Source organism: Bacillus sp. MBGLi79, from assembly GCF_002953915.1.
The window spans coordinates 488,318-514,764 of record NZ_CP026521.1 but is presented as its reverse complement, the minus strand read 5'-3'; the positions used below and the strand labels follow the sequence as shown (position 1 = coordinate 514,764).

General features: G+C 47.6%; 29 protein-coding genes. 10 read left to right on the top strand and 19 right to left on the bottom strand.

Translation table 11 applies throughout. The annotated features are described in order from the left end of the window. The 7 genes from C1T29_RS02670 to C1T29_RS02640 form a co-directional block, all read right to left on the bottom strand. The gene (locus C1T29_RS02670) at nt 1-753 is read right to left on the bottom strand and encodes an IclR family transcriptional regulator (RefSeq protein ID WP_103749781.1); all 753 of its coding nucleotides are present in this window, start codon (nt 751-753) and stop codon (nt 1-3) included. Nucleotides 754-768: 15 nt separating this feature from the next. Further along, on the bottom strand, nt 769-1,776 hold the full coding sequence (pxpC, locus tag C1T29_RS02665; protein WP_103749866.1) for a 5-oxoprolinase subunit PxpC: 1,008 nt from the start codon (nt 1,774-1,776) through the stop codon (nt 769-771). A 2-nt stretch (nt 1,777-1,778) separates the two neighbouring features. Continuing rightward, complete coding sequence (gene pxpB, locus C1T29_RS02660; protein ID WP_014662801.1) at nt 1,779-2,501, bottom strand: 5-oxoprolinase subunit PxpB; 723 nt, start codon at nt 2,499-2,501, stop codon at nt 1,779-1,781. Nucleotides 2,502-2,545: 44 nt separating this feature from the next. Continuing rightward, entirely contained in the window at nt 2,546-3,319 is a 774-nt protein-coding gene (locus tag C1T29_RS02655) for a putative hydro-lyase (RefSeq protein WP_080478305.1), read from the bottom strand. A 23-nt stretch (nt 3,320-3,342) separates the two neighbouring features. After that, the gene (locus C1T29_RS02650; RefSeq protein ID WP_014662799.1) at nt 3,343-4,557 is read right to left on the bottom strand and encodes an NRAMP family divalent metal transporter; all 1,215 of its coding nucleotides are present in this window, start codon (nt 4,555-4,557) and stop codon (nt 3,343-3,345) included. Nucleotides 4,558-4,571: 14 nt separating this feature from the next. After that, a complete protein-coding gene (gene pxpA, locus C1T29_RS02645; protein WP_014662798.1) occupies nt 4,572-5,345 on the bottom strand; it encodes a 5-oxoprolinase subunit PpxA in 774 nt (257 codons plus the stop codon). A gap of 202 nt (nt 5,346-5,547) precedes the next feature. Beyond that, entirely contained in the window at nt 5,548-6,297 is a 750-nt protein-coding gene (locus C1T29_RS02640) for a Cof-type HAD-IIB family hydrolase (protein ID WP_103749782.1), read from the bottom strand. A 132-nt stretch (nt 6,298-6,429) separates the two neighbouring features. On the opposite strand from C1T29_RS02640, the gene C1T29_RS02635 reads away from it, so the two are divergent. Then, nucleotides 6,430-6,594, top strand: coding sequence for a hypothetical protein (locus C1T29_RS02635; RefSeq protein ID WP_014662796.1), 165 nt, complete (start codon nt 6,430-6,432; stop codon nt 6,592-6,594). 32 nt (nt 6,595-6,626) lie between these two features. On the opposite strand, the gene C1T29_RS02630 is transcribed toward C1T29_RS02635, so the two are convergent. Continuing rightward, nucleotides 6,627-7,019 carry a 3-hydroxyacyl-ACP dehydratase FabZ family protein gene (locus C1T29_RS02630; protein ID WP_095431757.1) on the bottom strand — a complete coding sequence of 131 codons (393 nt, stop codon included), beginning with the start codon at nt 7,017-7,019 and terminating at the stop codon, nt 6,627-6,629. Between the two features lie 85 nt (nt 7,020-7,104). On the opposite strand from C1T29_RS02630, the gene C1T29_RS02625 reads away from it, so the two are divergent. Beyond that, entirely contained in the window at nt 7,105-7,713 is a 609-nt protein-coding gene (locus tag C1T29_RS02625) for a dienelactone hydrolase family protein (RefSeq protein WP_103749783.1), read from the top strand. A gap of 61 nt (nt 7,714-7,774) precedes the next feature. On the opposite strand, the gene sipU is transcribed toward C1T29_RS02625, so the two are convergent. The 6 genes from sipU to C1T29_RS02595 all read right to left on the bottom strand — a co-directional run bounded on the left by sipU (nt 7,775) and on the right by C1T29_RS02595 (nt 13,172). Continuing rightward, nucleotides 7,775-8,338, bottom strand: coding sequence for a signal peptidase I sipU (gene sipU, locus C1T29_RS02620; protein ID WP_103749784.1), 564 nt, complete (start codon nt 8,336-8,338; stop codon nt 7,775-7,777). Nucleotides 8,339-8,471: 133 nt separating this feature from the next. Continuing rightward, on the bottom strand, nt 8,472-9,536 hold the full coding sequence (locus tag C1T29_RS02615; RefSeq protein WP_103749785.1) for a tartrate dehydrogenase: 1,065 nt from the start codon (nt 9,534-9,536) through the stop codon (nt 8,472-8,474). Between the two features lie 93 nt (nt 9,537-9,629). Then, entirely contained in the window at nt 9,630-10,751 is a 1,122-nt protein-coding gene (locus C1T29_RS02610) for a mannitol-1-phosphate 5-dehydrogenase (RefSeq protein ID WP_103749786.1), read from the bottom strand. A gap of 1 nt (nt 10,752) precedes the next feature. After that, a complete protein-coding gene (locus C1T29_RS02605; protein WP_003234440.1) occupies nt 10,753-11,184 on the bottom strand; it encodes a PTS mannitol transporter subunit IIA in 432 nt (143 codons plus the stop codon). Nucleotides 11,185-11,208: 24 nt separating this feature from the next. After that, on the bottom strand, nt 11,209-12,645 hold the full coding sequence (locus C1T29_RS02600) for a PTS mannitol transporter subunit IIBC (RefSeq protein ID WP_103749787.1): 1,437 nt from the start codon (nt 12,643-12,645) through the stop codon (nt 11,209-11,211). A 173-nt stretch (nt 12,646-12,818) separates the two neighbouring features. Beyond that, complete coding sequence (locus C1T29_RS02595; protein WP_103749788.1) at nt 12,819-13,172, bottom strand: hypothetical protein; 354 nt, start codon at nt 13,170-13,172, stop codon at nt 12,819-12,821. 164 nt (nt 13,173-13,336) lie between these two features. Here C1T29_RS02595 and ycnK point away from each other — a divergent pair, with 164 nt between their 5' ends. Genes ycnK through C1T29_RS02580 form a run of 3 tightly spaced genes read left to right on the top strand, consistent with a single transcriptional unit; the run spans nt 13,337 to nt 16,197 of the window. Continuing rightward, nucleotides 13,337-13,909 carry a copper uptake transcriptional regulator CutR gene (gene ycnK, locus C1T29_RS02590; protein WP_014662788.1) on the top strand — a complete coding sequence of 191 codons (573 nt, stop codon included), beginning with the start codon at nt 13,337-13,339 and terminating at the stop codon, nt 13,907-13,909. A 34-nt stretch (nt 13,910-13,943) separates the two neighbouring features. After that, a complete protein-coding gene (gene ycnJ / locus C1T29_RS02585) occupies nt 13,944-15,569 on the top strand; it encodes a copper transporter YcnJ (RefSeq protein ID WP_103749789.1) in 1,626 nt (541 codons plus the stop codon). 13 nt (nt 15,570-15,582) lie between these two features. Further along, complete coding sequence (locus C1T29_RS02580; RefSeq protein ID WP_103031563.1) at nt 15,583-16,197, top strand: YcnI family copper-binding membrane protein; 615 nt, start codon at nt 15,583-15,585, stop codon at nt 16,195-16,197. A gap of 44 nt (nt 16,198-16,241) precedes the next feature. Here C1T29_RS02580 and gdh read toward each other — a convergent pair whose 3' ends face one another. From gdh to gabT, 4 genes are all read right to left on the bottom strand, one after another. Next, entirely contained in the window at nt 16,242-17,027 is a 786-nt protein-coding gene (gdh, locus tag C1T29_RS02575; protein WP_103749790.1) for a glucose 1-dehydrogenase, read from the bottom strand. A gap of 19 nt (nt 17,028-17,046) precedes the next feature. Beyond that, nucleotides 17,047-17,910 carry a glucose uptake protein GlcU gene (gene glcU, locus C1T29_RS02570; RefSeq protein WP_014662784.1) on the bottom strand — a complete coding sequence of 288 codons (864 nt, stop codon included), beginning with the start codon at nt 17,908-17,910 and terminating at the stop codon, nt 17,047-17,049. A 122-nt stretch (nt 17,911-18,032) separates the two neighbouring features. Further along, nucleotides 18,033-19,421, bottom strand: a complete 1,389-nt coding sequence (gabD, locus tag C1T29_RS02565; RefSeq protein WP_071581043.1) for a succinate-semialdehyde dehydrogenase — start codon at nt 19,419-19,421, stop codon at nt 18,033-18,035. A gap of 68 nt (nt 19,422-19,489) precedes the next feature. Next, nucleotides 19,490-20,800 (bottom strand): 4-aminobutyrate--2-oxoglutarate transaminase, encoded by a 1,311-nt coding sequence (gabT, locus tag C1T29_RS02560; protein ID WP_103749791.1) that lies wholly within the window; start codon nt 20,798-20,800, stop codon nt 19,490-19,492. Nucleotides 20,801-20,905: 105 nt separating this feature from the next. On the opposite strand from gabT, the gene gabR reads away from it, so the two are divergent. Further along, a complete protein-coding gene (gene gabR / locus C1T29_RS02555) occupies nt 20,906-22,345 on the top strand; it encodes a MocR-like transcriptional regulator GabR (RefSeq protein WP_103749792.1) in 1,440 nt (479 codons plus the stop codon). A gap of 1 nt (nt 22,346) precedes the next feature. Here the strand turns inward: gabR and C1T29_RS02550 are convergent, their stop codons facing one another. Beyond that, on the bottom strand, nt 22,347-22,661 hold the full coding sequence (locus C1T29_RS02550) for an ArsR/SmtB family transcription factor (protein WP_003234476.1): 315 nt from the start codon (nt 22,659-22,661) through the stop codon (nt 22,347-22,349). A 140-nt stretch (nt 22,662-22,801) separates the two neighbouring features. Between C1T29_RS02550 and C1T29_RS02545 the strand changes: the two genes are divergently transcribed. The 4 genes from C1T29_RS02545 to C1T29_RS02530 all read left to right on the top strand — a co-directional run bounded on the left by C1T29_RS02545 (nt 22,802) and on the right by C1T29_RS02530 (nt 26,335). Then, on the top strand, nt 22,802-23,089 hold the full coding sequence (locus tag C1T29_RS02545; RefSeq protein ID WP_014662780.1) for a putative quinol monooxygenase: 288 nt from the start codon (nt 22,802-22,804) through the stop codon (nt 23,087-23,089). 16 nt (nt 23,090-23,105) lie between these two features. Continuing rightward, nucleotides 23,106-23,855 (top strand): oxygen-insensitive NADPH nitroreductase, encoded by a 750-nt coding sequence (gene nfsA / locus C1T29_RS02540; RefSeq protein ID WP_014662779.1) that lies wholly within the window; start codon nt 23,106-23,108, stop codon nt 23,853-23,855. A gap of 163 nt (nt 23,856-24,018) precedes the next feature. Further along, complete coding sequence (locus tag C1T29_RS02535; RefSeq protein ID WP_103749867.1) at nt 24,019-24,897, top strand: TetR/AcrR family transcriptional regulator; 879 nt, start codon at nt 24,019-24,021, stop codon at nt 24,895-24,897. A gap of 19 nt (nt 24,898-24,916) precedes the next feature. Beyond that, entirely contained in the window at nt 24,917-26,335 is a 1,419-nt protein-coding gene (locus tag C1T29_RS02530; protein ID WP_095432786.1) for an MDR family MFS transporter, read from the top strand. The last annotated feature ends 112 nt before the right edge of the window (nt 26,336-26,447 follow it).

Below are 26,447 nucleotides of genomic sequence, written 5' to 3'. Positions count from 1 at the left end.
TTATGTATATCCTATTTTTCTTGAAATTTGTAAAGCGGCGTCCTTCACCTTTTCTGTTAAATAGGGCATCCTGTCTTCTGTAAATCTCGCTTCAAAGCCTGCGATGCTAATGCCGGCTGCCACCTGGCGCTTATGGTTAAAGATTGGGGCGCCGATCGCCGCCGTATAGTTTTCGAGCTCTGAATAGCTGACAGTATAGCCATTTTGCACGGAGGCATCAATTTCCTGAAGCAGTTTTTCGGGATCGGTAATCGTTCCGGAGCCAATCGAAATGAACTCGGTTTGTTTGATGTATGCTTCGATTTCTTCACGGGGAAGAAAGGACAGAATGCTTCTGGCGCACGCTCCCGCATACAGTGGGGAACGCCTGCCGATTGCCGTATACAGCCGCACAGTCTGTGTCCCTTCTATTTTCTCAACGTATATCGCTTCATTGCCGTCCCTCATGATCAACTGCACAGCCTCGTCCACTTCCCGGCACAGCTCTTCCATCACGGGTTTCGCTATTTTTCTGATATCCAGCCTGTCAGCGACAAGCTGTCCGAATTCCAAAAACACCAATCCCAGCGAATAAGCGCCGGACGCATCCCGACTGAGGAACCCCATTTCCACCAAAGAGCTGACCATCCGGTGAACAGAGGTCTTCGGCATTTCAGTCAGCGACACCAATTCACTTAAGGTTAGGCTTGGTTTATGCAAAAACAAATTGAGCAGCGCCATAGATTTGACTACGGTTTTATTTTTATTCTGCATCATTCATCCCCTTTGCTATGTCAGCCATTCCATCTTCATTCTCGTTTTCAGTTCTTTTATATGCTGTTCCCGTTCTACCGCAAGCGCTTCTGCCTCCTGAAGGGACACAGGCTCAAACTGGACGTGCTCGCCCGGCATGATTTGGGAAACAATCGGAAGATCAGCGGATATGATGTGCGCGATCCTCGGATAGCCGCCAGTCGTCTGCCGGTCTGCAAGCAGGATAATCGGGTTGCCGTCAGGCGGCACCTGAACTGTTCCAAACGAAACCGCTTCTGACACCATCTCAAGCGGGGCTTTCAGTTCGAGCGGCTCTCCTTTGAGCCTGTAGCCCATACGGTCGGATTGCGGCGTGACACGAAATGCTTCTTCATAAAAACGCGTTTTTGATTCTTCTGTGAAAAAGGCGAATTGCTTTCCTTCCAGCACCCGAATGATGGGATTCTTCTTCAGCGGCAGAAATCTGCTGCGGCTGACCGACCACTTCGGTGCTGCAAATCCCTGTTTTTCAAGCTGCGGACTTAAACGGGAAAGGATGGTTTGCGAAAGAGCTGACATCTCTCCAATAGACAGTTCATCTTCTTTTTGAAGCGCTCTGCCATGAAGTCCGCCGATGCCTGCTCTGACGTATGTGCTTTTACTTTCCATGACGGCAGGCACATCGATGCCGCCGGCTACGGCTACATAAGCACGGCTGCCGAGCTTGCAGGGGCCGAAGCTGACCGTGCTGTTTTCCTTGACGAGCACAGGCTTCCATAAAGGCGCTTCCTCGTCATTAATACGCAGCGTGAAGTCCGCCCCTGTCACCGCAATCAGCGTCGTTTTTGCAACATGAAACGACGGACCCGGCCCCATCATCGTTATTTCGAGACCTGCTTCATTTTCGCCGTTTCCGATCAGCAAATTGGCAATGCGCAGTGAAACCGTGTCCATGGCGCCGCTGGCCAGAACGCCGTATTTTTGGTAACCCGTTCTGCCTATATCCTGAACCGTTGTGAGCAGTCCGGGCTTTAATACTTTCATGCTCAATTGGACTCCTCCTTATAGGCGTGATAGTCTTCTTCTGAGATGCGAACGAACTTCACAGTATCTCCCGCCCGCAGTAATGTCGGCGGATTTTCCTGCGGCCGGAAAAGCGCCAGCGGCGTTTTGCCGATCAGCTGCCAGCCGCCCGGCGTTGAAATCGGATAAACACCTGTCTGCAATCCCGCAATACCGACCGAACCTGCGGGAATCGACGGTCTTGGCGATGATTTTCGCGGAGCTGCAATGCGTTTTGACATCCCGCCTAGAAAAGGAAAACCGGGCGCGAATCCGAGCATATACACCACATATTCACCGCTTGTATGAATGTCGATCACTTCCTCCGGTGACAGCTGATTGATCTTCGCCACCTCTTCTAAATCAGGACCGAATTCACCGCCATAGCAGACGGGAATTTCCACAATACGGCGGTTGACCTCATAGTCTTCAGCTATTTCTACCAGCCGCTCTTCGACATCGCGCTTGACCTTCTCAAAAGGTGAGCTTATACCCCGAGGCAAATGCTTGTACACTTCATACATATCATAAAATACGGTTAGACTTGTAAAAGCCGGGATACATTCAATGAATCCCGGAAATGGCTGTTCTTCTATATAAGCGGCCGCGGCATGGACAATGCCGTTGACCTGTTCGTTGATTTCTTCTCCGAATCGGATCATCATTGCAGAATCACCGAGCTGTTCGATTTGATATCGTACAGTCATCTTTCTCACCTCTTTTAATTCTCGTTCATCAGGATGACGAGAGGTTACAGCACCGCAAGCGACTCGTCTCGAATATCTGTGATGAGCATATGCCCCGGCGCATGTGTGATGACCATTTCAGGTTTTACATTCATAGCCACGGCTTGCGGTGTCACTCCGCATGCCCAAAAAACAGGAACCTCGCCTTCACGAATGGAAACGGCATCTCCGAAATCCGGTTTGTCCAGATTGCGAATGCCGATTGCTCCCGGATTGCCGATATGGATCGGCCCTCCGTGCACAGCCGGAAAACGCGAGGTCACTTGCGCGGCACGTACAGCCAGCCGTTCAGGAACCGGTCTCATGCTGACAACCATCCGTCCGTGAAACGCCCCCGCCGGAACACAATCGATATTCGTTTGATACATCGGGACATTTGTCCCCTCATCAATATGCCGGACCGCTATCCCATTGTTGATCAGTGCCTGTTCAAAGGAGAAGCTGCATCCGATCAGAAAGCCGACAAAATCGTCCTCCCAGTATGGCGTAATATCAGATACTTCTTCCGTTAAGATACCGTGCCTGTAAATACGGTATTTCGGAAAGTCCGTTCTGATATCAGCATCCGGCGCAGCCAGAGACGGCACAGGCGAACCCGTTTCAGTCACATCGAGCACAGGACAGGGCTTTTGATTTCGCTGGCAAAACAGCAGGAAATCAAAAGCAAGGTCTTTCTTCAAAACCACAAGATTCGCTTGGGCATATCCGCCGGACATGCCTGCGGTCGGCCCGTTTATTTTTCCCTCTCGTATCAGGGCGCGTACATCTTTTGGCGCCATTTTGTTTAATTGCTCCACTTATATCAGCTCCACAATTGAGGAAGTTGTGTACATAACGTGTAGATTCCCATAACTGCCATTACAATCACTACAAGCGCCCCTGTGCTTGTCAGCCATAGCGGATGCTTATAATCACCAACAATGTTTTTCTTGTAGGCGGCAACAAGCAGCGTTCCGAGTGCAATCGGCAAAATCAAGCCGTTCAGCGATCCGACAAGGACGAGGATCTTCGCAGGCTGTCCGATTGTGACAAAAGCTAACGTAGAAATCACAATAAATCCGATAATAATGCCGCGTGAATTCTTTTCAATTTTTGGAGAAAAGGTTTTGAAAAACGAAACAGATGTATAAGCTGCTCCAATCACAGATGTAATGGCCGCAGACCACATGATCAATCCGAAAATTTTATAACCGACATTTCCAGCAGCAAGCTTGAAGACTGAAGCCGCAGGGTTGCTTTCATCGATATGCAGGCCTTTTGAAACAACGCCAAGCACCGCAAGGAAAAGAGCGATCCGCATGACAGAGGTAATTAAAATGCCGACAACCGAGCTTTTTGTTACTTGGGGAATGGATTCCTTCCCTTTAATGCCCGCATCCAGCAAACGGTGTCCACCGGCAAATGTGATATATCCGCCGACAGTTCCGCCCACCAGCGTAACAATAGCAAAAATACTGATGTGTTCAGGGGCAAACGTGTTCGCCACAGCATGTCCGACTGGCGGTGCAGACGTGATTGCGACATACAGCGTTAGGATGATCATGGCAAAGCCCGCAATTTGCGTAAAACGGTCCATCGCTTTTCCCGCTTCTTTAATGACAAAAATCAAAATGGCGATAACAGCGCTGATCAATGCGCCTGTTTCCGGTTTAATGCCGAACAGCACCTGAAGCCCCAGCCCGGCACCTCCGATATTCCCAATATTAAAGGCAAGCCCGCCAAGTACGACGAGAATGGCGATGAAATACCCCAGTCCCGGAAGCACCATATTCGCAATTTCCTGACCGCGTTTTCCAGAAACTGCGATGATGCGCCACACATTGGTTTGGGCAAAAATATCTAAAATAATAGAGATTAAGATGACAAAACCGAAGCTTGCCGCGAGTGTGTTTGTGAAAGTTGCAGTTTGGGTGAGGAAACCCGGTCCGATTGCTGAGGTTGCCATTAAAAAGGCGGCGCCCATCAGCAATGACCAGCTGCCCGCTTTTTTTCCTGCTGTTTTTTTCTCCTGCTCCATCTATTGTTCCTCCTTTATGTCGACTTCTGTTCTGAAATAGCTGTCACTTCAATTCCTGCCGCCTTAAGCTCTTTTCTGATTTTTCGGGCAAATGTCAGCGCATGGGCTCCATCTCCATGAATACAGACTGTATCTGCTTTTAATGACACATCATGTCCTTGCTGAGATTTGACCGCCCCTTCTTTCACCATTTTGATGACCTGGGTGACGGCGGCATCATCACTTTCAATGAGTGCGTCCGGTTGGGAGCGCGGTGTCAGCGTGCCGTCCGATTGGTATGTTCTGTCGGCGAACACTTCATTTGCGGTCTGAAGTCCGATCCGTTCTCCCGCTTTTACAAGCTCGCTCTCAGCAAGACCGAAAAGAATCAGGCCGGGATCAACCTTATAGACAGCTTTCGCGATCGCATCCGACAGTTTTTGATCGACTGCCGCCATATTGTATAAAGCGCCATGCGGCTTGACGTGCTGCATGTGAAGTCCCTCTGCTTTTAGAAAGCCAGAGAGCGCGCCAATTTGATAAATGACAAGATCATACGCTTCCTCAGGTGAAATCGCCATATTGCGGCGCCCAAAACCGAGTAAATCCGGCAAGCCCGGATGCGCGCCGATTTTCACACCTCTTTCTGCTGCAAGCGTGACGGTTTTTCGCATCACACTAGGATCTCCAGCATGAAATCCGCATGCGATATTCGCTGATGTCACATACTCTAAAATATCTTGGTCAAGGCCTATCTTGTAGGCTCCGAAGCTTTCTCCTAAATCACAGTTTAAATCAATTTGAAACACAGAATCCCTCCTGCCAAAGCAAACGATATGCTTTATGTATTTATTGTCCCGAAATTCGGAACGACTATTCCGAATTTTTGAACTTTATTTCATTATAAGTCAAGCATATTAGTTTGTGAAATACTTTTGTCAGAAAACCTACCATGGTCCCAGAAGAAAACCTGCCAAACAAAAAAGAGAGTCCGTCTTAGGACTCTCTTTTTTATAGTACCCAATGGCGAATCGCCTTAGCGACACCATCCTCAATATTTGTATCCGTGATCCAATCAGCCGTTTCTTTCACGATGTCTTGCGCATTGCCCATTGCGACGCCCAGACCCGCTTCTTTAATCATCGCGATGTCATTGAGGCTGTCGCCCATCGCCATCACATTCTCCATCGCAAAGCCGAGTTTTTCCGTAACCTTGGCAAGGGCTGCCGCTTTGTTGATGCCGAGCGCGTTGACTTCAATGTTTGTCGGACTTGAATTTGTGATTTCGAGCTCTTTGTTTTTTTTCAGCTCCTCCAGCACTTCGTTTCGGATGTCGTCATCCTCGATGTCAAAGCCGAATTTGAGCCATTCATGATCCGTAATGTTTTCCGGAAACTCGCCTCTCCATACTTTGTTCACGGTAGAAGCCCAGAAATTGGTGTTGTGTTTATTCCGCAAATCCCACATCATTTGAATATGGTCTGTATGGAGCAGCTTCCGTTCCACCAAATTAAAATTCGAGTCCCAGATTTCGCTGCCGTTTGCCGTGATTAGAAAGGATGACAGCTTCAGCGACTCCGCCAGCTCCCGGCACGTCATCAGCGTCCGGCCCGTGCTGATTACCACATACACACCTTTATCCTCCGCTTCACGAATGGCTTTGCGGTTTTCATCCGAGATCAGCTGCTCGTCGTTCAGCAATGTTCCATCCATATCAATTGCGATCAGCCTGATATCTACATCTTCTCTTTGAACAGACATATATGTACCTCTCTTTATCTTTTTGTTGTGCTTCTCTCTATTCTAATACATTATACCCAGCGGGACAAAAAAGCGATTTCCCATGTTTAAGGTGAACGGATAAGAGGAAAACAAACGGTGAGGTGATCAAACATGAAAGAAAGAAAACAGCAAAACAAACCAAATGAAAATCCCGAGCACAACGACTTAACCGATCCAATTCCTAATGAAGAGCTGAAGGAAAATATGAATGATGAAAAACACAAACGCCAGCAAAGAGATGACTCTCAAAGCGAACGGGATTACGACACAAAATAGAACCCCTCACAAAATGTTGTGAAGGGTTTTTTTCATTTTTCAATATAGATGCCGATTTCAGCTTCAGCAACAGGCTGCTCTCCTACTGACGCCTTGGCATGTCCGAACACAAATCCCCGCCGATTTCGCGTGACTTCAAACGTAAGATCAAGCCGGTCACCAGGCACAGCCGCTCCCAGCTTTTCCGCTTTCTTCACCGAAGACAATAACCCCAAGCTGTTCTCATCTGTAATCCCTGTAAAAGCAGCAGTTTGCGCTAGCGCTTCAATCACAAGTGAAAACGGCATTTCTGTTTGCGTCTCAGTAATAAACCAGTCGTTCTCACTAACCAGCTTATAAGCTGCCGCATGTTTTCCGGGCTCACTTTCTGTCACGCCATCAATAAATAAAAAAGGATAGCGGTGAGGCAAAGATAATGGGTTCATTGTATATCTCCTTTTTTTGACCATTATATATCAGCCTAAAGCGTAACGATAGGATATAATGGAAAAAACACAAAAGGAGGCCGTTATGTCCCCAAAACCGCTTGTCATTCTTGTCCACGAAATATACGGTGTAAACAGCCATATGAAAAAGATGGCCCGGCTGATCAACATGGCTGGATATGACGTGCTGACGCCCAACTTGCTCGAACCGGAAGAAGTCTACACACTGCTAGAGGAAAAAACGGCATACGAACAATTTACAAAAAATGAACGGCTGAAAACGGGAGAAACCATCATCCAGAATGTGATCAGGCAAAACGCCGGACGGCACATCTTTGTGATTGGATTCAGCGTAGGGGCTACCATCGCATGGAAATGCAGCAGTATGCCCGAGGTTAGCGGAGCTGTTTGTTATTATGGTTCCCGGATACGTGATTCTCTTCATCACGTGCCAGCCTGCCCGGTCCTATTGTTTTTCCCTTCTTATGAGCCATCGTTTGACGTGGCGCTTCTGATCAAAAAACTTCGGGAGAAACAGCATGCCCATCTGAAGATTTATCAATTTGATGCGCTTCACGGCTTCGCCAATCCTGATTCTGTTTATTTCGAGAGGGCCCTTTTCTTCAAAACGCTTTCCATCATAAAAAACGGGGCGGAAAAACGTCTCCGCCCTGCTTCATCATCATTTTTTTAAACGTGCACGGCGCTTTTTTATCAGTGCCGTCATACGTTCCATGTACTTTTTGCATTGCGTTTTATTTTGCCTGTCTCATCTCACCGAATGGATAAAAGACGAGAGATTCAGTACCGATGATATCTTCCTCAGAAGGCATGCCCATTCCATTTCTGCTATCCAATGAATTGAGACGGTTATCTCCCATTACAAAATATTTACCGGATGGCACCTCAACTTCGAAGTCGCCTGTTAAGGTTCCACCCGACTTTTCGACCTCTTGTTTCTGTTCCTTTAAGTACGGTTCTTCCACCTTTTTATCATTTATGTATAGCTGATCATTCTTCATTTTGATGCTGTCACCAGGCAAACCGATTAAACGTTTGACAAAAGAGCGGCCGCTCATTTTGTCATGAATGACTATGATGTCGCCTCTATGAAACCCGCCAGTCCATTTGACTGCTTTGTCAACCAGAATTCTTTCTGAATCTTTAAGCGTTGGGGCCATCGATTGGCCTTCAACGAGAAAGGGCTTGAAAAACACCAATCTAATCGTAAAAATGAGAGCTGCTATTACAACGATACTGAGTACAACGATCCATTTGATTTTTATTTTTTTCTTTAACGTGATTGTTTTTGCATTCAACTTCCTTCACCCAGTGCTTTCCTAAGAATTCCAAATTATTATACAGCATTTGGATCAGCTTGGTTAGACTTTTGTGGAAATTTTCGTAAGGAAATGGACAGGCCGGGGCAGCCAACTTCCCCGGCCTGTTTCATCAGAGCTTTCTTAAACGCGCACAGATTTCATCAGTGACCTCAGCCGTTGTGCTTTGCCCCCCAATGTCGCGTGTTTTGATGCCGTCGGCCGTTACTTGCTCCATTACATCCAGAATGTTCGCCCCCAGTTCTTCCTCCTCGAAGTGGTCCAGCATCAGCTTCGCTGTCCAAATCTGGCCGATTGGATTGGCAAGGCCCTGTCCGGCAATGTCAGGAGCTGAGCCGTGAACCGGTTCAAACATGGATGGATATTTGCCGGATGGATTGATGTTCGCAGAAGGCGCAATGCCGATGCTTCCCATCAGGCTCGAGCTGATGTCGGTTAAAATATCACCGAACAAGTTACTCGCCACAATAACATCAAACGTTTCCGGACGCGTCACAAAAAAAGCGGCCAGCGCATCAATATGCTGGGATGACGTTTCAATTCCGCTATACTCAGCGGCCGTCTGCTGAAAGACTTCATCCCAAAACGGCATCGCGTGATAAATGCCGTTAGACTTTGTCGCACTTGTCACATGGCCGCGCCGTTTTTTCGCCAATTCGAAGGCAAAGCGCATGACACGTTCTGTCGCTTTTCTTGTAAACACGGCATTCTGGATGGCGATTTCATCATCGCCTTTATGAATGCGCCCGCCGACTTCACTGTATTCACCCTCACTGTTCTCGCGAATCACCACGAGGTCAAAATCATTTGGATGCAAAAGCGGCGACGTAATGCCCGCCATTTGTTTGGCTGGTCTCATATTAATGGAAAGCTCAAGCTCCCTCCGTATTTTCAGCAGCAGCCCCCATAACGAAATATGATCGGGAACCAGCTTCGGATTTCCGACGGCTCCCAAGAAAACGGCTTCAAATTGAGTAAGCGTATGTATTCCATCTTCGGGCATCATTTTGCCGTGCTCCAAGTAATAATCACAGCTCCATGGAAAAGCCGTGAATGAGAATGACAAACCCCCGTGCATCTCAGCCGCTGTATGAAGCACTTTTTCAGCAGCCGCTACAACCTCTTTTCCTACTCCGTCTCCCGGTATTGCCGCAATCTCGAATTGTTTCATCGTCATTCTCCTCCCCCTGTTATCGTAAGCGTTTTCTATTATACTAGATAGCGAGATTGTAAAAAAAGCCCGTGACATTGTGTCACGGGTGGTGGTTGGTTATTGATTGAGTTTCTTTAAAACAATGGCGTGCAGCGGTTCATGGGACTGAATGCCGCACACCACTTGAAGTACGCCGCTGTATCCTTTTTCTTCGATCAGCGCCTGCAGTTCAACCGCTTCAGGGTCACCGGTGAAATCGAAGCGCAGGGCTGCGGCAATTCCTTCCGCCAGTGCGTTCGGCTCTTTTATTTTCTTTGCCGGGCCTACGAGTCTATCATTCTCTCCCAATTTTCTGAGAGGCGATCTCGCTACGCGGGTCACATCGTCCGAAATGAAAGGATTTTCAAAGCGCCCGATGATTTTTTTGATATATTGTTCGTGTTCAGTTTGCTTAAAGCCATACGATTTAACGAGATAGTCACCAGTTTCAAGCAGCGCCGAATGAACGACACGGCGGATTTCCGGATGATCGATTGCTTCTTTGACTGTTTTAAGTCCTCGCTGATAGCCGACATACGCTGTCACCGCATGTCCGGTATTAACCGTAAACAGCTTCCGTTCGATGTACGGCGTTAAATCATCAACAAACAGCGCGCCGTTTATGACTGGTGTATTCCCTTTAAAGCCTGATTCATCAATGACCCATTCGAAAAATGGTTCAACCGATACTTTCAGCGGGTCTTCATGATGCTGAATCGGGACGATCCGGTCAACGGCAGAATTCGGGAAACCTACCGTTTCACTGACGGATTTCTGCTCTGCTTCCGTTAAATGGCTGTATATCTCTTTCTTTAAGAAGCTGCTTCCGCCAATCATATTTTCGCACGCAATAATATTCAGTGTGTTGGCAGCGCTTCTCCGTCTTAAACCTTCTGCGATAGACGGAGCGATCAGCTTCAGCACGTTCGGGCCGACAGCTGTTGTGATGAGTGAAGCCTCATTAATCAGCCGGTACAGCTCCTCCGGCTGGCTGCCGCTGTTAATCGCGCTGACCGGGCCAATGACCTCTGATGAACGTCCCTCTTCTGCCAGTTCGACTGTGTATTCTTTTTTTTCATTGAGGAGGCTGACCATCGTATCGTTTACATCCGCAAACACCACATCATAGCCGGAGTGGTGAAGCAGCGCGCCGATAAACCCTCTCCCGATATTCCCCGCACCGAAATGTAAGGCGATCATGTCAGTTCACCTCGTTGAAAATGGCGATCAAATCTTCTTCACTTTTAGCGGAGATCAGGCGTTCAATGTTTTCTTCTTCTGAGCAGATAATGGCGATGTTAGACAAAATGTCTAAATGCTCATTATTTTTACCCGCAATGCCGAATACCACTTTTGCCGTGTTGCCTTCTCCGTACTCAACACCGTCTGGAATCTGAATGATTGAGATTCCAGAGTGAAGCACCTCGCTTTTCGCTTCTTCAGTGCCGTGTGGAATGGCAATGAAATTCCCCATAAACGTAGAAGACGTTTCTTCACGTTCAAACATTTTGCTAATGTAATCCTCTGTCACATAGCCGTTGTCAATCAGCGTCTGGCCTGCCAATTTGATGGCCTCTTCTTTTGATGATACCGTTTGATTGAGTTTAATATTTTCCTTTGCGAGTACTTGCATGAGTATCACTCTCTTTCTATAAGATTACTTTTTCAGCTTTTCAATCAGCTCATCGTATTTCGGGCTGTTTAAGAAGTTATCCACTGGTATGTGTGTCGCGTTCGGCAGCTTTGCTTTCGCGCGGTCTGTTAAATCTTTGTGGGTGATGACAATATCCGCATCGCTTGGCAGATTGTTAATGGCCGTGTTGGTCACACTGATGTCAAGCTCTGCTTTTTTAACTTTGTTTCTTAAGATGGATGCCCCCATGGCACTTGATCCCATTCCCGCATCACACGCAAAGATAATTTTGTTTACGCTTTCAGGAGACAGCTCAGACGCTTCCTCCGCTTTGGTTTGTTCCGCCTCTAAAGCAGCGGCTGCTTGGCTTTTCTTCCCCTTCATGGACTGCATTTTTTCTGTTGCGGCAGCCAGGTCTTCTTCACTTGCTTTTGAGGATTTCAGGATCACTGCTGAAACGATGAACGATACAGCTGCAGCGACCAATACACCCGCCAATACGCCGAAATAGCCTCCTCTTGGCGTCATCGCCATCAATGCGATAATGCTTCCCGGTGACGCCGCTGCGACAAGTCCGGCATTAAAGATCGTGAATGTTAAAAGTCCGCTTGCTCCGCCGGCAATGGCCGCGAGAATCAGGGCCGGTTTCATCAAAATGTACGGGAAATAAATCTCGTGAATCCCGCCGAAGAAATGGATGATCGCCGCACCGGGAGCCGTTGATTTTGAAGATCCCTTACCGAAGAACATGTACGCCAGCAAAATGCCGAGCCCCGGTCCTGGGTTTGCTTCCACTAAAAACAAAATGGACTTTCCTGTTTGAGATGCTTGCTCGATTCCAATCGGGCTTAAGATTCCATGGTTAATGGCGTTGTTGAGGAACAACACTTTCGCCGGTTCTACAAAAACACTGGCTACCGGCAGTAAATTCGCGTGTACAATGACTTCCACACCAGCCGCCAGCAATTTGTTTAGTGTCAGGACAACCGGGCCGATGGCGTAAAACGCGAGAATCGTTAAAGCCGCGCCGACAATCCCTGCCGTAAAGTTGTTGATCAGCATTTCAAAGCCTTGTCTGACTTTATCCTTGAACAATTTATCAGTTTGTTTAATGAGGTATCCGCCAAGCGGACCCATAATCATTGCGCCTAGAAACATTGGAATATCTGACCCGACAATCACCCCGATTGCCGCTGTCGCCCCGACCACTCCGCCGCGGTGGTCGTAAATCATTTTTCCGCCTGTATACGCTATCAAAAGCGGCAGTAAATACGTGATCATCGGGCTGACAAGCGTATTCAGCTGTTCATTTGGAAACCATCCTGCCGGAATAAACAACGCGGTAATGATGCCCCACGCGATAAACGCGCCGATGTTCGGCATGATCATTCCGCTCAAATAACTCCCAAAGCGCTGCACTTTCACTTTCATGCCGCCTTGCTGCTGTTCTTGCTGCTGCATATATAAACCCTCCCTGTTTTGTTTGTCGCTATAAAATACAAAGATATGTTTAGAGAATGATGCCTTCCCTTTGACTCTATGTTAAAACGCTTACAGCCCCTATACAATTGAAAGTAAAGAGGACTTTGGCACATGACTGTGACAATTTTTTAAAAATAAAAAGGCTCCTGATATCAGGAGCCTTTTCTTTTTCCTCTATAAATAATGTTGCCGTTTTGAATCACGTACTTTGCAATCATCCGCTCACTCACAATAAAAACGGGATACGCGCATACAAGCGCAAATACAGCCATCGGCACGTGCTGTACAGCTGGCAGCACTGAGCCTGCCGCATTGCGGAGGAGCATCAAAAGATAAATAAGCAGCACGATAGCCGCTAATGATACCAGCATAATCGGAGCTGAAACTTTATATTCATAAAGCCGTTCCCGGCAGTGGCCGCAGCGAAATTGACAAGGCACATTTGATGATCTGACCATATCGCCTGTCAAAGGTTTGCCGCAGTTCGGGCATGTTGTTTCTTTCATAGGGTATTCCTCACTTTCTATTCCATCTGTCTATTATACCAGAGTCCCTTCTGTTACGTTTTGTTGCTGTTCAACACATTTTCACATTTTTTATCATCCACTTACTTGTCTCCGTCTCTAAAATCCTCTACGCTTAAATAGATCTTAATGAAGAGGGTGTATGCATGCTTCCGATTAATAGACAGCAACACATACTAAAGTGGCTGAAAGAAGAAGGCTCGCTTAGAATTTCTGACATCAGCGCAAGGTTCGGCGTTTCGGAAATGACGGTATATAGAGATGTCAATCAGCTGGTTCAGTCAAATCAAGTCATCAAAACAGCCGGCGGTATCACGCTTCCCGTCCGAACACCTCAAACAGATCATATGTGCAGCTATTGCTTGAAGCCAGTCAATCAAGCTCATTCGGTTCAGCTGATTACGGTAAACCAAGACATTGAACAGCTATGCTGCGCACATTGTGCATTTTTGCGTTACGCCGATAAAACGGAAGAGGTTTCACACTTGATTTGCAGAGATTTTCTGTTACACACAACCGTCAGTGCCGGTTCGGCTTATTTCGTCGTAAATGCTGAATTAAACCTGCACTGCTGCCAGCCGCAGGCCATTCCGTTTGCGACGCTCGATCATGCCGAACGATTTCAAAAAGGATTCGGCGGCGCCGTCCGTACTTTCGACCAAGCGCTGGAAGACATGCTCAAAGACAGAAAGAAACGCTGCACCTGCACCAAGAAATAACACAACACATACAGCGGAAGGTGGTGTCTGAGTGATGAAGCGAAACAGATGGTGGATCATCCTGCTGCTTTTTCTTGTTTTCCTGCCGAAAACAAGCTTTGCTCACGCCTATATTGTCAAATCCTCACCTGGGGAAAACAGCGAATTAAAAAGCGCGCCTGCACAGGTGGAGATTGAATTTAATGAACCTGTTGAAGAAGGGTTTCATTACATTAAAGTCTATAATTCAAACGGCGACCGGGTGGATATGGACAAGACGGAAATCAAAAAAGACAACAATCACATCATGACAGTGAAGCTAAAAAAGAATCTGCCTCATGATGTGTACAGAGCGGAATGGAATGCGGTATCCGCGGACGGGCATCCGGTTTCCGGCGTCATTCCGTTCAGTATCGGGAAAGCGGATGGCGGATTCAGCAGCCAAAAAGCATCCGTTTCAGCGCTGAATCCGGGAACAGCCGCAGATCGCGCGATTCTGTATACAGCCTTATCTCTGTTTATCGGAACGGTTTTCTTCCATCTTTTCTGGTATAAAGGGAAACCAGAACAGCTCGTGAAACGGACGAGACGTATCCTGATCGTCTCGATCGCAGCACTGGGTCTGGCGCTTTTGCTTCAGCTTCCGATTCAAACAAAAGCGAACGCAGGCGGTGGCTGGGGCAGCGCATTCCAGCCGGGCTACATCAGAGAAACACTGTTTGAGACAGCAGGCGGCTCTATTTGGATTATACAGGCCGCACTGTTCGTGCTGCTCGCACTGTCTGTAATCCCTGCAATACGGAAAAACCGCTTTTCGTCCTTTGGCTATTGGACTGCGCCGCTCATTTTCTTTTTCGGTCTCCTGCTTGCCAAGGCGTTTACAGGGCATGCGGCTGTCGTGGAAGAAAAAACAGTGGGCATTTTGATGGATTTCCTTCATTTATCTTCCGCTTCCATCTGGGTCGGCGGAATTGCGGCACTCGTTTTGCTGCTCTCAAAAGAATGGAGGCAGCCTGACAAAACGCTCGCATGGGAAACGGTAAGCCGGTTCTCCCCATGGGCACTCACTGCAGTCGGCGTCATTTTGTTTTCAGGCTTGCTCAATGGGTTTTTCATCATTCGTTCAATGGATTCACTGTTCCATACAGCGTACGGTCAAGCTCTTTTAGTGAAAAGCGGGCTGTTTGTTTTCATGCTGGTTTTAGGCGCGATTCATTTTCTTCTCACCAGAAAGCAGCGCCGCACAGGAATCAGCCGAACGTTGAAAGCGGAGTGGGCAATCGGCATTGCTGTATTGATCACGGCTGCCGTGTTTACAAGCCTGCCAAGCCCGCCTAAGCCGCAGCCGGAACCGTTCTACCAAACCAAAGCGATTGAGAACGGACAAAGCGTTTCACTCAGCATCAGCCCAAACCAGCCCGGGAAAAATGTTTTTGAGCTGCGAGTCACCGACCATAACGGAGATCCGGTGAAAAACATTCAGCAAATCACGTTAACCATTTATAAAACAGGGCTGTCAGGCAGCGAAAACAAAAGCACGTTTCAATTAAAAGAGAAAACAAAAGGCGTCTTCCAGGATGAAAACCTGTCCATTAATGAGAAGGGAAACTGGAAGATCAAAGTCCACGGACTGACCGGTGACTTTAACGAAATCAATATCATGTTTACAAAGACCAATTAAAGGAGTGTTTACGTTGTTGAAAAAAATCGCATTGACACTATGTCCGGCTATTGTCGGCTCTCTCTTATTCTTTACGGCTCCTGCCAGCGCGCACGTTTCTGTAAAACCGGCTGAATCCGCTGCAGGCTCTTGGGAAACATATACAATGAAGGTTCCTTCCGAGAAAAATCTGCCGACAACGAAGGTTGTCCTCAAAATGCCGAAGGATGTTGAATTCCAGCAGTACGAGCCAATTCCAGGCTGGAAGGTTTCCACCCAAAAACATGATGACAAATCAGTGTCTGTGACGTGGGAAGCGACTGGCGGCGGCATTCAGGAAGGTCAGTTCCAGCAGTTTACCTTTGTTGCCAAAAACCCTGACAAAGCGGAGGAAGCCGCTTGGGACGCATATCAATATTATAAAGACGGCAGCATTGTTGAATGGACAGGTGACGAGAATGCCGATACACCTCACTCCATTACAAAGATCACTTCTGCAAAACAAGTGACAGATGAGCACGGCGCCACGAAAACAGAAGATGATTCCGCAAACGCAGGTTCTTCAGCTCTAGACATTACAGCGATTGTGCTGTCCGCGGCTGCCATTATTTTATCTGTAGCAGCGCTTGTTAAGAAAAAACGCGCCTAATAAAAAAAGCGATCCAGATGTCATGTCTGGGTCGCTTTTTATGTTTAACCGCGGCCTGCCTGGAAGGAAGGATATTTCGTCATTCCGCCGTCTGCAAACAGCGTAATGCCTGTGACGTAGCTGGATTCCTTCGAAGCAAGCCACACCGCTACTGCTGCGATTTCCTCCGGTTCGCCGATATATCCCATCGGAATCATGCTTTCTACATCCGCTTTCTGTTTAGGGTCAGCGAATTTTTCAGCATTGATTGGCGTGTTGATCGCACCTGGCCCGATATTGTTGACGCGAATGCCCTTCGGCGCGTATTCCAAAGCCAACGTTTCAGACATCAGCTTAATTCCGCCTTTACTAGCTGCATAGTGGACAAATAGCGGCCACGGAATCATCTCATGCACACTGGACATATTGATGACATTTCCCTTGATATCGTTTTCCACGAAGTACTTAATCGCTTCACGGCTTCCTAAAAAGGCACCCGTTAAGTTCGTGCCGATGACTTTTTCCCAATCCTTAAGCGGCATTTCGTGAGACGGCACAGGATTTTCAAGCCCGGCATTATTAATCATAATATCGAGTGTGCCGAACTCTTTAATTGCCGTTTGTACGATATTTTTTACATCTTCCTCTTTCGTGACATCTCCTTGGACGACAACAGCTTCACCGCCCGCCTTGATGACCTCTTCTTTTACCTCGTTTGGATCCTGTTTATTACTATAATAGTTGATAACCACTTTTGCCTGCTCCTTGCCGAAGCGGATGGCCATTGCCTTTCCTAGCCCTGATGCAGCTCCTGTAATGGCAACGACTTTTCCTTTTAAATCCGGATACATATACATCTTCCTCCATTTGTTATGAATTTGATTTCGCGATTCCCAAGAAGACGGCGGCCGCGATAATCAGGATAATCCCGATTGCAATTGCTATTAGCTGGCGTTTCGTTTTCTTTTCACGCAGGATGAAAATACCCCCGAGCGTAGAAATGACAATTCCCATTTGTGAAAGGGAGAAGCTCGTTGCAACGCCAACTCGCGGCTGGGAAATAAACAAAAACATATTTCCGCCTGCCCAGATTAAGCCTGGGAGGATATTTCTGATTGCATACTTGTTAAAGGGTTTGTGTCTATAGGTTAAAACTAACCCCCCGACCACCATGCCAATTGCCTGCGGCAGCAGCGCGGACCAGCCGGACACATTGAACAATCTAGCTACGACTACATAAACCAAATAACCAAGAGTCGAGACGAGGAGAATCAAAATGCCCTTTTTCAGATTGCTTGGCTCGCCTTCTTTTTTATCATTCTTATCTTCCAAGGACGTGAGAATGATTCCCACAATGATAAAGATCAAAGCGAGAACGCCAAGTGTAATCGCAATCGGTGTTGACCATTCGCGGAACACGATCACACCGAACAGCGAGGTGGAAACGAGCTGCATTCCTGTGGAAATCGGCATTGTTTTAGATACGCCCATCAATTGAATGCTTTTCAGCTGGTTGGCCTGTCCAAGTGACCAAAATAAGCCGGATACGATTCCAACAATAAAGATGCGAAGTGACAGAACGGGCTGAACAAAAAAGTAAATAACGATAGAAACAATGAGCGCCCCGATCGTCGTTCCCAGTGTCTGGCTGTACGGCCCGCCGCCTAATTTCACATTGAAGAGAACAATGCTCCCCCAAAACAAAGCTGGGAGAAGAGCCAATAATAAATCCATTGTTGGGGAACCTTCTTTCAAAATGTATTTGCTGTTATTTTGGCTGGAATTGTTGTGATTATTCGCCGGAACACAAAAAGAGCTGCCGGAAAATCCGGCAGCTCTCAGGAGCTTGCATTCATTTACAAACCGATGGACAAATATTTTGTTTCAAGGTACGGCTCGATGCCTTCCGAACCGCCTTCACGGCCGATGCCGCTTTCTTTCATTCCGCCGAATGGCGCTTGAACCGCTGATGGTCCGCCGTCATTCCAGCCGATAATGCCATACTCTAGATTTTCGGAAATATAGATGCCGCGGCGGTAGTTTTCTGTGAAGAAGTAAGCAGCTAAGCCGTACGGTGTATCGTTGGCAAGCTGAATCGCTTCATCAATATCAGAAAACGTGACGATCGGAGCGACTGGGCCGAACGTTTCCTCATGCATGATATTCATGGACGTATCAACATCGGTAAGCACTGTCGGATTCACAAAGTAGCAACCTTTGTCATCGTTTCGGTCATATGTGCCCCCAGCAATCACTTTCGCGCCTTTTTCAACCGCATCATCAATTTGGCTGACGATTTTTTCGAAGCCTCGTTTGTTGATAATCGGGCCGACATTGACGCCTTCCTCAAGTCCATTTCCGACTTTCAGCTTAGACACTTGCTCGCTCAGTTTCGCAGCAAATTCATCTTTAATGGATTCATGAACGATCAGGCGGTTGGCACATACGCAGGTTTGCCCGGCGTTTCGGTATTTGGACGCCATCGCCTGTTCAACGGCAAGGTCAATGTCCGCATCTTCATCTACGATCAGCGGGGCGTGTCCGCCGAGTTCCATTGAGACGTGCTTCACGGTGTCCGCGCTGTTTTTCATAAGGATTTTCCCTACAGGTGTTGATCCTGTGAACGTGATTTTGCGGATTTTCGGACTGCTTGTGAACACATTTCCGATTTCTTCTCCATCGCCGATCACAACCTGAAGAACATCCTTCGGAATGCCCGCTTCATATGCGAGGCGCGCCAGTTCATAGGCAGACAGCGGTGTGTCCGGCGCCGGCTTGATGATAAATGTACAGCCCGCAGCAAGAGCAGGCGCCGCTTTGCGTGTAATCATCGCATTCGGAAAATTCCAAGGCGTGATAGCAGCAACGGGACCGACAGGCTGGCGTGTGACCACAATTCGTTTACCCGTTGTCGGAGCGGGGACCGTTCTTCCGTACACACGCTTCGCTTCCTCTGCGAACCATTCGATGTAGCCTGCGCCGTATAATACCTCTCCGACTGCTTCCTGATAGGGTTTTCCGTTTTCCTTTGTAATTAAATCTGCAAGTTCTTCTTTATGTTCAACAATCAGCTCATACCATTTTTTCAAAAGAGACGCTCTTTCGTTCGCTGATGTTTTAGACCACGTTTTAAACGCTTGATGTGAACGTTCAATGGCTTCTTCTACTTCTTTGGCTGATTGCTGAGGGATCGTTTTGATCTCCTCGCCCGTAGCCGGGTTGTAGACCGTTAATTGATTAGGCATATTGAACATTCCTTTCTTTTCATGATTACTTAAAATGATAGCAGACCCAGCCGTTTTCTTTCCAATGATTAAGCTCGCAGGCCCGCCTCCAGGATGCTTAGCCCTTCATTTAAAAGGCTGTCTGAGATGACAAGCGGTGTCAAAAAGCGGATGATATTACCGTTAATTCCCGCTGTCAGCAAAAGTAATCCATTTTGATTCGCATAGGCAGCAATCGCTGCTGCTTTTGCTTTATCAGGCTCACGCGTGTCAGGATCCTTGACGATTTCGATTGCCGCCATCGCCCCGAGTCTGCGGATGTCACCGATGAACGGGAATTCTTGTTTCCACTCATACGCCTTGCCTTCAATGGTTTTGCCAATTTCTTCAGATCGCTCATTCAGCCCTTCTTCTTCAATAATATCCAAGACAGCCAAAGCCGCCGCGCAGCCGAGCGGGCTGCCGGCATACGTGCCCCCTAGCTCGCCTGGCGCTGCCGCATCTAGCATTTCCGCACGGCCGATCACACCGCTTAATGGCAGGCCTGCCGCAAGCGATTTAGACACCGTGATCAGGTCAGGCACTACTTCAAAATGCTCAATCGCAAAATAAGTGCCAGTTCTGGCAAAGCCGGTTTGAATTTCATCAGCAACAAAAACAATGCCATGTTCTTTGCAGAATGAAGCAACATGCTGCACAAAGCGTTTCGAAGGAATAATAAATCCGCCTTCTCCCTGCACCGGCTCCATCACGACACACGCTACCGTTTCAGGCGCAACGGAAGCGATAAAGAAATCATTGAACGCTTGGATCATCATGTCGTCATAGCTTTCATCAGTCATGCCGGCCGGCTTCTGATAATAGTAAGGGAACGGCGCTTGATAAACCTCTGACGCAAAAGGCCCGAAACCGAATTTATAAGGTTTTACCTTGCTTGTCATGCTCATCGTCATATTCGTACGCCCGTGAAACCCGCGGGTAAACGAGACAACCCCTTGACGTTTTGTATACTTTCTAGCGATTTTCACAGCGTTTTCGACCGCTTCCGCCCCTGAGTTAAGAAAAATCGCTTTTTTCTCGTGGCCGCCCGGTGCAATGCCGCACAGTTTTTCGGCTAATTCGATATAAGACGGATACATCATGACATTGAAGCCTGGATGAATCAGCTCCTCCGCCTGCCGCTTCACAGCCTCAACCACCTTCGGATGCGAGTGTCCGACGTTTAACGTTCCGATGGCGCCTGCAAAATCAATAAATCTCCGGCCGTCCAGATCATACAGCTCAGCCCCTTCTCCTTTGACCGCCAGACTGCGGTTGCCGTTGCTCACACCTTTTGACACAAATTGATCTCGTTTTTGCTGCCATTGTGCAGTTGTGATGCTTGCTGTTGTTTGACTCATGTGAATATCCCCCTGTCGTTATTTTCTTATCATTCTGACTTCTCTTTGGTATGATGAAAAGTACCAATTATAACTTTTGGATGGTATCAGAAGGAGAATCTGCAAATGGATATCACGATTACACTCGATCGTTCAGAACAAGCTGATTATATCTATCAGCAAATTTATCAAAAGCTGAAAAAAGAAATCCTCAGCCACAATTTGCTGCCACACTCGAAGGTTCCCTCCAAGCGGGAGCTGGCTGAAAATCTGAAGGTCAGCGTAAATTCAGTGAATTCAGCCTATCAGCAGCTGCTGGCTGAGGGGTATTTGTACGCCATTGAGCGAAAGGGTTTCTTCGTGGAGGAGCTAGACATGTTTTCCGCCGAGGAGCATACTCCATATGCACTGCCCGATGACCTAAAAGAGATACACATTGATCAGAGCGATTGGATTTCGTTTTCACACATGAGCTCCGATACAGACCATTTTCCGATCAAAAGCTGGTTTCGCTGCGAGCAAAAAGCGGCCTCCCGCTCATACCGCACGCTCGGCGAGATGTCGCATCCGCAAGGGATATATGAAGTGAGAGCGGCCATTACCAGGCTCATTTCTCTGACGCGGGGTGTAAAATGCAGGCCGGAACAAATAATCATAGGGGCAGGCACACAGGTGCTCATGCAGCTGTTGACTGAGCTTTTGCCCAAGGAAGCCGTGTATGCGATGGAGGAGCCTGGCTACAGGCGCATGTACCAGCTTTTGAGGAATGCCGGAAAACAAGTAAAAACGATCATGCTGGATGAAAAAGGCATGTCGATTGCTGAAATCACCAGACAGCAGCCTGATGTGCTGGTGACGACCCCGTCGCATCAGTTTCCGTCCGGAACGATTATGCCTGTATCCAGAAGAATTCAGCTGCTGAACTGGGCAGCCGGGAAGCCGCGCCGATACATCATTGAGGACGATTATGATAGTGAATTTACATATGATGTAGACAGTATACCGGCACTGCAAAGCTTAGATCGTTTTCAAAATGTCATCTATATGGGAACGTTTTCGAAGTCCCTTCTCCCCGGCTTGAGGATCAGCTATATGGTGTTGCCGCCTGAGCTGTTGAGGACATACAAACAGCGGGGCTATGATCTGCAGACTTGCTCGTCACTGACGCAGCTCACCCTGCAGGAATTTATCGAGTCTGGCGAATATCAGAAGCATATAAAAAAAATGAAGCAGCATTATAAAGAAAAGAGAGAACGCCTGATCACCGCTTTAGAAGCAGGGTTCTGCGGAGCAGTTACCGTTAAAGGAGCAAATGCGGGGCTGCACTTTGTTACCGAATTTGATACCAGCCGCACCGAACAAGACATCCTCTCACATGCCGCCGGCCTGCAGCTTGAAATATTCGGTATGAGCCGGTTTAACTTGAAGAAAAACCAGCGGCAAACAGGCAGGCCAGCACTCATTATTGGCTTTGCCCGGCTGAAGGAAGAGGATATTCAGGAGGGTGTGCAGCGGCTTTTCAAAGCTGTTTACGGACATAAAAAAATCCCCGTTACAGGGGATTGATTCACCAGCGGTCCTGGTCTACATTCAGCACGGCTTCAAGCAGGCCCGGAAATGCCTTTTCAAGGTCTTCAGCGCGAAGCGAGTAATACCGGCGCTTTCCTTCTATCCGAACTTGCGCGATGCCTGATTCTCTCAAAACTTTAAAGTGATGCGACAAAGTCGATTTAGCAACCTGCACATCCGCACAGGTGCTGCACGTTTTTTCTTTCGCTTCAGCTAATTGCTTGACCAGCTCTAAACGAAGCGGATCGCTAAGTGCATGAAGAACCTTTGTCAGCTGCAATGTTTCTGTTTCTGGATGGTTTGGAATGTTCATGACACAAATGTATCACACAACAATTAGAATGACAATTTTACTAATTAAGGGTTTTTCCTTTACCTCATGTATAATACATGGTACAGTTAGTTCGATGAAATTCGAACAATAAATTCAGCATAACATTGGAGGAGATTAGAATGATCGTATTACAAGCTTACATGAAAGTAAAACCAGAAAAACGCGAGGAATTTTTGAGCGAGGCGCAATCGCTTGTTCAGCATTCAAGAGCTGAGGAAGGCAACGCGCAGTACGACCTATTTGAAAAAGTAGGCGAAGAAAATACATTTGTCATGCTTGAACAATGGAAAGGTGAAGCAGCGATGAAATCCCACAATGAAACTGCACACTTCCAAGGGTTTGTCGCAAAAGCAAAAGAACTGCTGAGCGCTCCTCTTGATGTTGTCCGCACAGAGCTTAGCGAGTAAAGAAAGGGTGTCTCATATGAATGAAGTGATTAAATCATTAACAGACCACCGCTCGATTCGCAGCTACACAGATGAACCTGTAGCTCAAGAGCAATTGGACCAAATCATTGAAGCGGTGCAAGCAGCCCCTTCTTCTATCAACGGGCAGCAAGTGACTGTGATCACAGTGCAGGATAAAGAGCGCAAAAAGAAAATCTCTGAGCTGGCAGGCGGCCAGCCATGGATCGATCAAGCCCCTGTTTTCCTGCTGTTCTGCGCAGATTTCAACCGGGCCAAAATCGCGCTTGAAGATCTGCATGATTTCAAAATGGAAATCACAAATGGATTGGAATCTGTTCTTGTCGGCGCAGTAGACGCTGGTATTGCCCTCGGCACAGCGACAGCAGCGGCTGAGTCACTCGGACTTGGCACAGTTCCGATCGGCGCGGTTCGCGGAAACCCTCAAGAGCTGATCGAACTGCTTGAGCTTCCGAAATACGTGTTCCCTTTATCAGGACTTGTCATTGGGCATCCTGCTGACCGTTCCGCGAAAAAACCGCGCCTCCCGCAGGCAGCAGTCAATCATCAGGAAACTTATTTGAACCAGGATGAGCTGACGTCTCACATTCAGGCATACGACGAACAGATGTCTGAATACATGAATAAACGGACAAACGGAAAAGAAACAAGAAACTGGTCACAGAGCATCGCTTCCTACTATGAGCGCCTGTACTATCCGCATATCCGTGAAATGCTTGAAAAACAAGGATTTAAGGTTGAAAAATAAGCCTTCACCCGGCCTGTCGGATTTTCCGGCAGGCCTTTCATTTACCCGGTTAAAATCCATTGACTTCTATTTTGTTTATTTGGTAAAATTTTTTCATTGTTACTCATTGGTTTTCTGTGAACCAATGGGTTTTCTAATGTTCAAGAAAGAAGGAAGCCATGAGATGCTTGATAAAAAAACAGATATCTTGTTAGCCGCGCGAAAGCTTTTTTCGGAAAAGGATTTTACGTCGGTTTCCATGCAGGCGATCGCAGAAGAATGTAAGATGTCAAAAGCTTCGATATATAAGCTGTTTCAATCTAAAGAAGACCTGCTTTTGGAGCTGCTGTCATTTAACCAGAAGCAAATGGTGGCCGCGGCCTCAAGACTTCAGGAAAATACCGCACTTACACCGGAGGAGCGTTTGACGCAAAAGGTCAAAATGGAACTGGAGGGCTTCAGGCGGAATCAGCAGTTTTTCAATATGCTGACCTACGGAAATCCCAAGCTGCATAATGACCGGGTCAAACAGCATATCCATCAGACCAGATCGACGATTATCTGCTGGCACCGTGATTCGCTGATCCAGGCGTATGGAGAAACCATTCTCCCGTTTGTGTGGGATTTGGTCATCATTCTTCACGGCATGATGCGTGAGTTTTTAATGCTGATCAAAATCGAGGAAAAACCGCTTGAGCTTGACCCGATCGCAGCGTTTATCATCAGCACCCTCAATCAGATTGTCAAAAACAGGGAAACCCATCAGTCTCTTCTCCCGCCCGAAGCCATCGATCTTTATATTCATTCGGCATCCTCCTACAAGCCAAAGGATAAGTCAGTCCTATTATCGGAAAGCCTGAAGGAATTACATAAAGGCATCTCTTCCCTGCCTGCCGCGGACTATAACGTAGATGAACTGACATCCGCAGCCGCCATGCTGGAGGAAGAAGCGAAGAAGGAAGAACCCCGCGCTTTTTTACTCAAATCACTGATTGGCTATCTGGAACAAACCGGTGTTTTAACACAGCCCGTTTCCATGTTAAAAACACTGTTAATTACTTAGAGAAAAGAAGGGATATGTATTGGACACAAGTATTGAACCGAAACCTTTTAACCGTTCTGTCATTGTCGGCATTTTGTTAGCCGGAGCGTTTGTGGCGATTTTAAATCAAACATTGTTGATTACCGCCCTCCCCCATATCATGAGGGATTTCAATGTCGATGCCAACCAAGCACAGTGGCTGACCACGTCATTTATGTTAACCAACGGGATCTTAATTCCGATCACTGCGTTTTTAATTGAGAAATTCACAAGCCGGGCGCTGCTCATCACAGCAATGAGCATTTTCACCGCCGGAACGATTGTCGGGGCATTCGCGCCGAACTTCCCGGTTCTGCTGACGGCTCGTATCATTCAAGCGGCCGGAGCCGGCATTATGATGCCGCTCATGCAGACTGTATTCCTGACAATCTTTCCGATTGAAAAGCGCGGCCAGGCTATGGGTATGGTTGGATTGGTCATCTCATTCGCGCCTGCGATCGGACCGACTCTTTCCGGATGGGCTGTCGAAGCTTTCTCTTGGAGATCATTGTTTTATATTATTCTTCCGTTTGCTGTGATTGATTTGATTCTTGCCAGCATTCTGATGAAAAACGTGACGACTTTAAGAAAAACACAGATTGATATTTTATCAGTGATCCTTTCAACATTTGGATTCGGCGGCCTTCTGTACGGCTTCTCAAGCGTCGGCTCTTACGGCTGGACCAGTTCAACCGTCTTGATTTCACTGCTGGTGGGTGTCATCGCGCTGCTCTTATTTATCACAAGACAAATGAAGCTTGAAAAACCGATGCTGGAATTCCGCGTCTTCACGTTTGGCGTTTTCAGCTTAACAACACTGCTGGGAACCCTTGTCTTTGCATTATTGATCGGTACGGAAACCATCCTGCCGCTTTATACACAAAACGTCAGAAACGTCACAGCTTTTGATACAGGGCTTATGCTTCTGCCGGGAGCCGTTGTGATGGGCTTCATGTCGCCGATTATCGGCAGAGTTTTTGACCGTGTCGGCGGAAGAGGGCTGGCGATTGCCGGTTTCTGCATCATCTTCCTGACATCACTGCCGTTTATGCAGCTGACTGATCATACGTCACTCGCTTGGATTGTCGTTTTATACACCGTTCGTCTCTTAGGCACCGCCATGATCATGATGCCGGTGACAACAGCCGGCATCAATGCGCTGCCGCGCCACCTGATTCCGCATGGAACGGCGATGAACAACACGATTCGCCAAGTCGGCGGCTCGATCGGAACCGCGCTATTGGTTTCCGTGATGAGCAACCAGGCGGCACATGCAGGCACGACAAATGTAAAGCACGCCGCCCTGCACGGCATGAACGCCGCTTTTATTGTGGCTGCCGTCATAGCACTTGTCGGCTTCCTTCTCTCATTCACACTAAAGAAACCTCAGCGCCCTGCCGAACAGCAGCCGGCACGCTAAAAAAACAGCCCTGTTTAGGGCTGCTTTTTTTATATTAAGTCGTTTGCTTACGATAATTAATACCAAGATTAATCGCATTCGCCTGACCTAAGGCCATCACATCAAAACTATA

Coding starts and splice junctions, on each gene's coding strand:
- C1T29_RS02670 (WP_103749781.1), bottom strand. CDS start 753: ATGCAGAATAAAAATAAAACCGTAGTCAAATCTATGGCGCTGCTCAAT.
- pxpB (WP_014662801.1), bottom strand. CDS start 2,501: ATGACTGTACGATATCAAATCGAACAGCTCGGTGATTCTGCAATGATG.
- C1T29_RS02615 (WP_103749785.1), bottom strand. CDS start 9,536: ATGACGATGAAACAATTCGAGATTGCGGCAATACCGGGAGACGGAGTA.
- C1T29_RS02605 (WP_003234440.1), bottom strand. CDS start 11,184: ATGCAAGTACTCGCAAAGGAAAATATTAAACTCAATCAAACGGTATCA.
- C1T29_RS02635 (WP_014662796.1), top strand. CDS start 6,430: ATGAAAGAAAGAAAACAGCAAAACAAACCAAATGAAAATCCCGAGCAC.
- ycnJ (WP_103749789.1), top strand. CDS start 13,944: ATGAAGCGAAACAGATGGTGGATCATCCTGCTGCTTTTTCTTGTTTTC.
- C1T29_RS02610 (WP_103749786.1), bottom strand. CDS start 10,751: ATGATCGCCTTACATTTCGGTGCGGGGAATATCGGGAGAGGGTTTATC.
- C1T29_RS02650 (WP_014662799.1), bottom strand. CDS start 4,557: ATGGAGCAGGAGAAAAAAACAGCAGGAAAAAAAGCGGGCAGCTGGTCA.
- C1T29_RS02630 (WP_095431757.1), bottom strand. CDS start 7,019: ATGAACCCATTATCTTTGCCTCACCGCTATCCTTTTTTATTTATTGAT.
- C1T29_RS02640 (WP_103749782.1), bottom strand. CDS start 6,297: ATGTCTGTTCAAAGAGAAGATGTAGATATCAGGCTGATCGCAATTGAT.
- gabT (WP_103749791.1), bottom strand. CDS start 20,800: ATGAGTCAAACAACAGCAAGCATCACAACTGCACAATGGCAGCAAAAA.
- C1T29_RS02655 (WP_080478305.1), bottom strand. CDS start 3,319: ATGGCGCCAAAAGATGTACGCGCCCTGATACGAGAGGGAAAAATAAAC.
- nfsA (WP_014662779.1), top strand. CDS start 23,106: ATGAATGAAGTGATTAAATCATTAACAGACCACCGCTCGATTCGCAGC.
- C1T29_RS02595 (WP_103749788.1), bottom strand. CDS start 13,172: ATGAAAGAAACAACATGCCCGAACTGCGGCAAACCTTTGACAGGCGAT.
- C1T29_RS02550 (WP_003234476.1), bottom strand. CDS start 22,661: ATGAACATTCCAAACCATCCAGAAACAGAAACATTGCAGCTGACAAAG.
- pxpC (WP_103749866.1), bottom strand. CDS start 1,776: ATGAAAGTATTAAAGCCCGGACTGCTCACAACGGTTCAGGATATAGGC.
- ycnK (WP_014662788.1), top strand. CDS start 13,337: ATGCTTCCGATTAATAGACAGCAACACATACTAAAGTGGCTGAAAGAA.
- C1T29_RS02545 (WP_014662780.1), top strand. CDS start 22,802: ATGATCGTATTACAAGCTTACATGAAAGTAAAACCAGAAAAACGCGAG.
- gabR (WP_103749792.1), top strand. CDS start 20,906: ATGGATATCACGATTACACTCGATCGTTCAGAACAAGCTGATTATATC.
- gdh (WP_103749790.1), bottom strand. CDS start 17,027: ATGTATCCGGATTTAAAAGGAAAAGTCGTTGCCATTACAGGAGCTGCA.
- C1T29_RS02625 (WP_103749783.1), top strand. CDS start 7,105: ATGTCCCCAAAACCGCTTGTCATTCTTGTCCACGAAATATACGGTGTA.
- C1T29_RS02600 (WP_103749787.1), bottom strand. CDS start 12,645: ATGCAGCAGCAAGAACAGCAGCAAGGCGGCATGAAAGTGAAAGTGCAG.
- C1T29_RS02535 (WP_103749867.1), top strand. CDS start 24,019: ATGCTTGATAAAAAAACAGATATCTTGTTAGCCGCGCGAAAGCTTTTT.
- glcU (WP_014662784.1), bottom strand. CDS start 17,910: ATGGATTTATTATTGGCTCTTCTCCCAGCTTTGTTTTGGGGGAGCATT.
- gabD (WP_071581043.1), bottom strand. CDS start 19,421: ATGCCTAATCAATTAACGGTCTACAACCCGGCTACGGGCGAGGAGATC.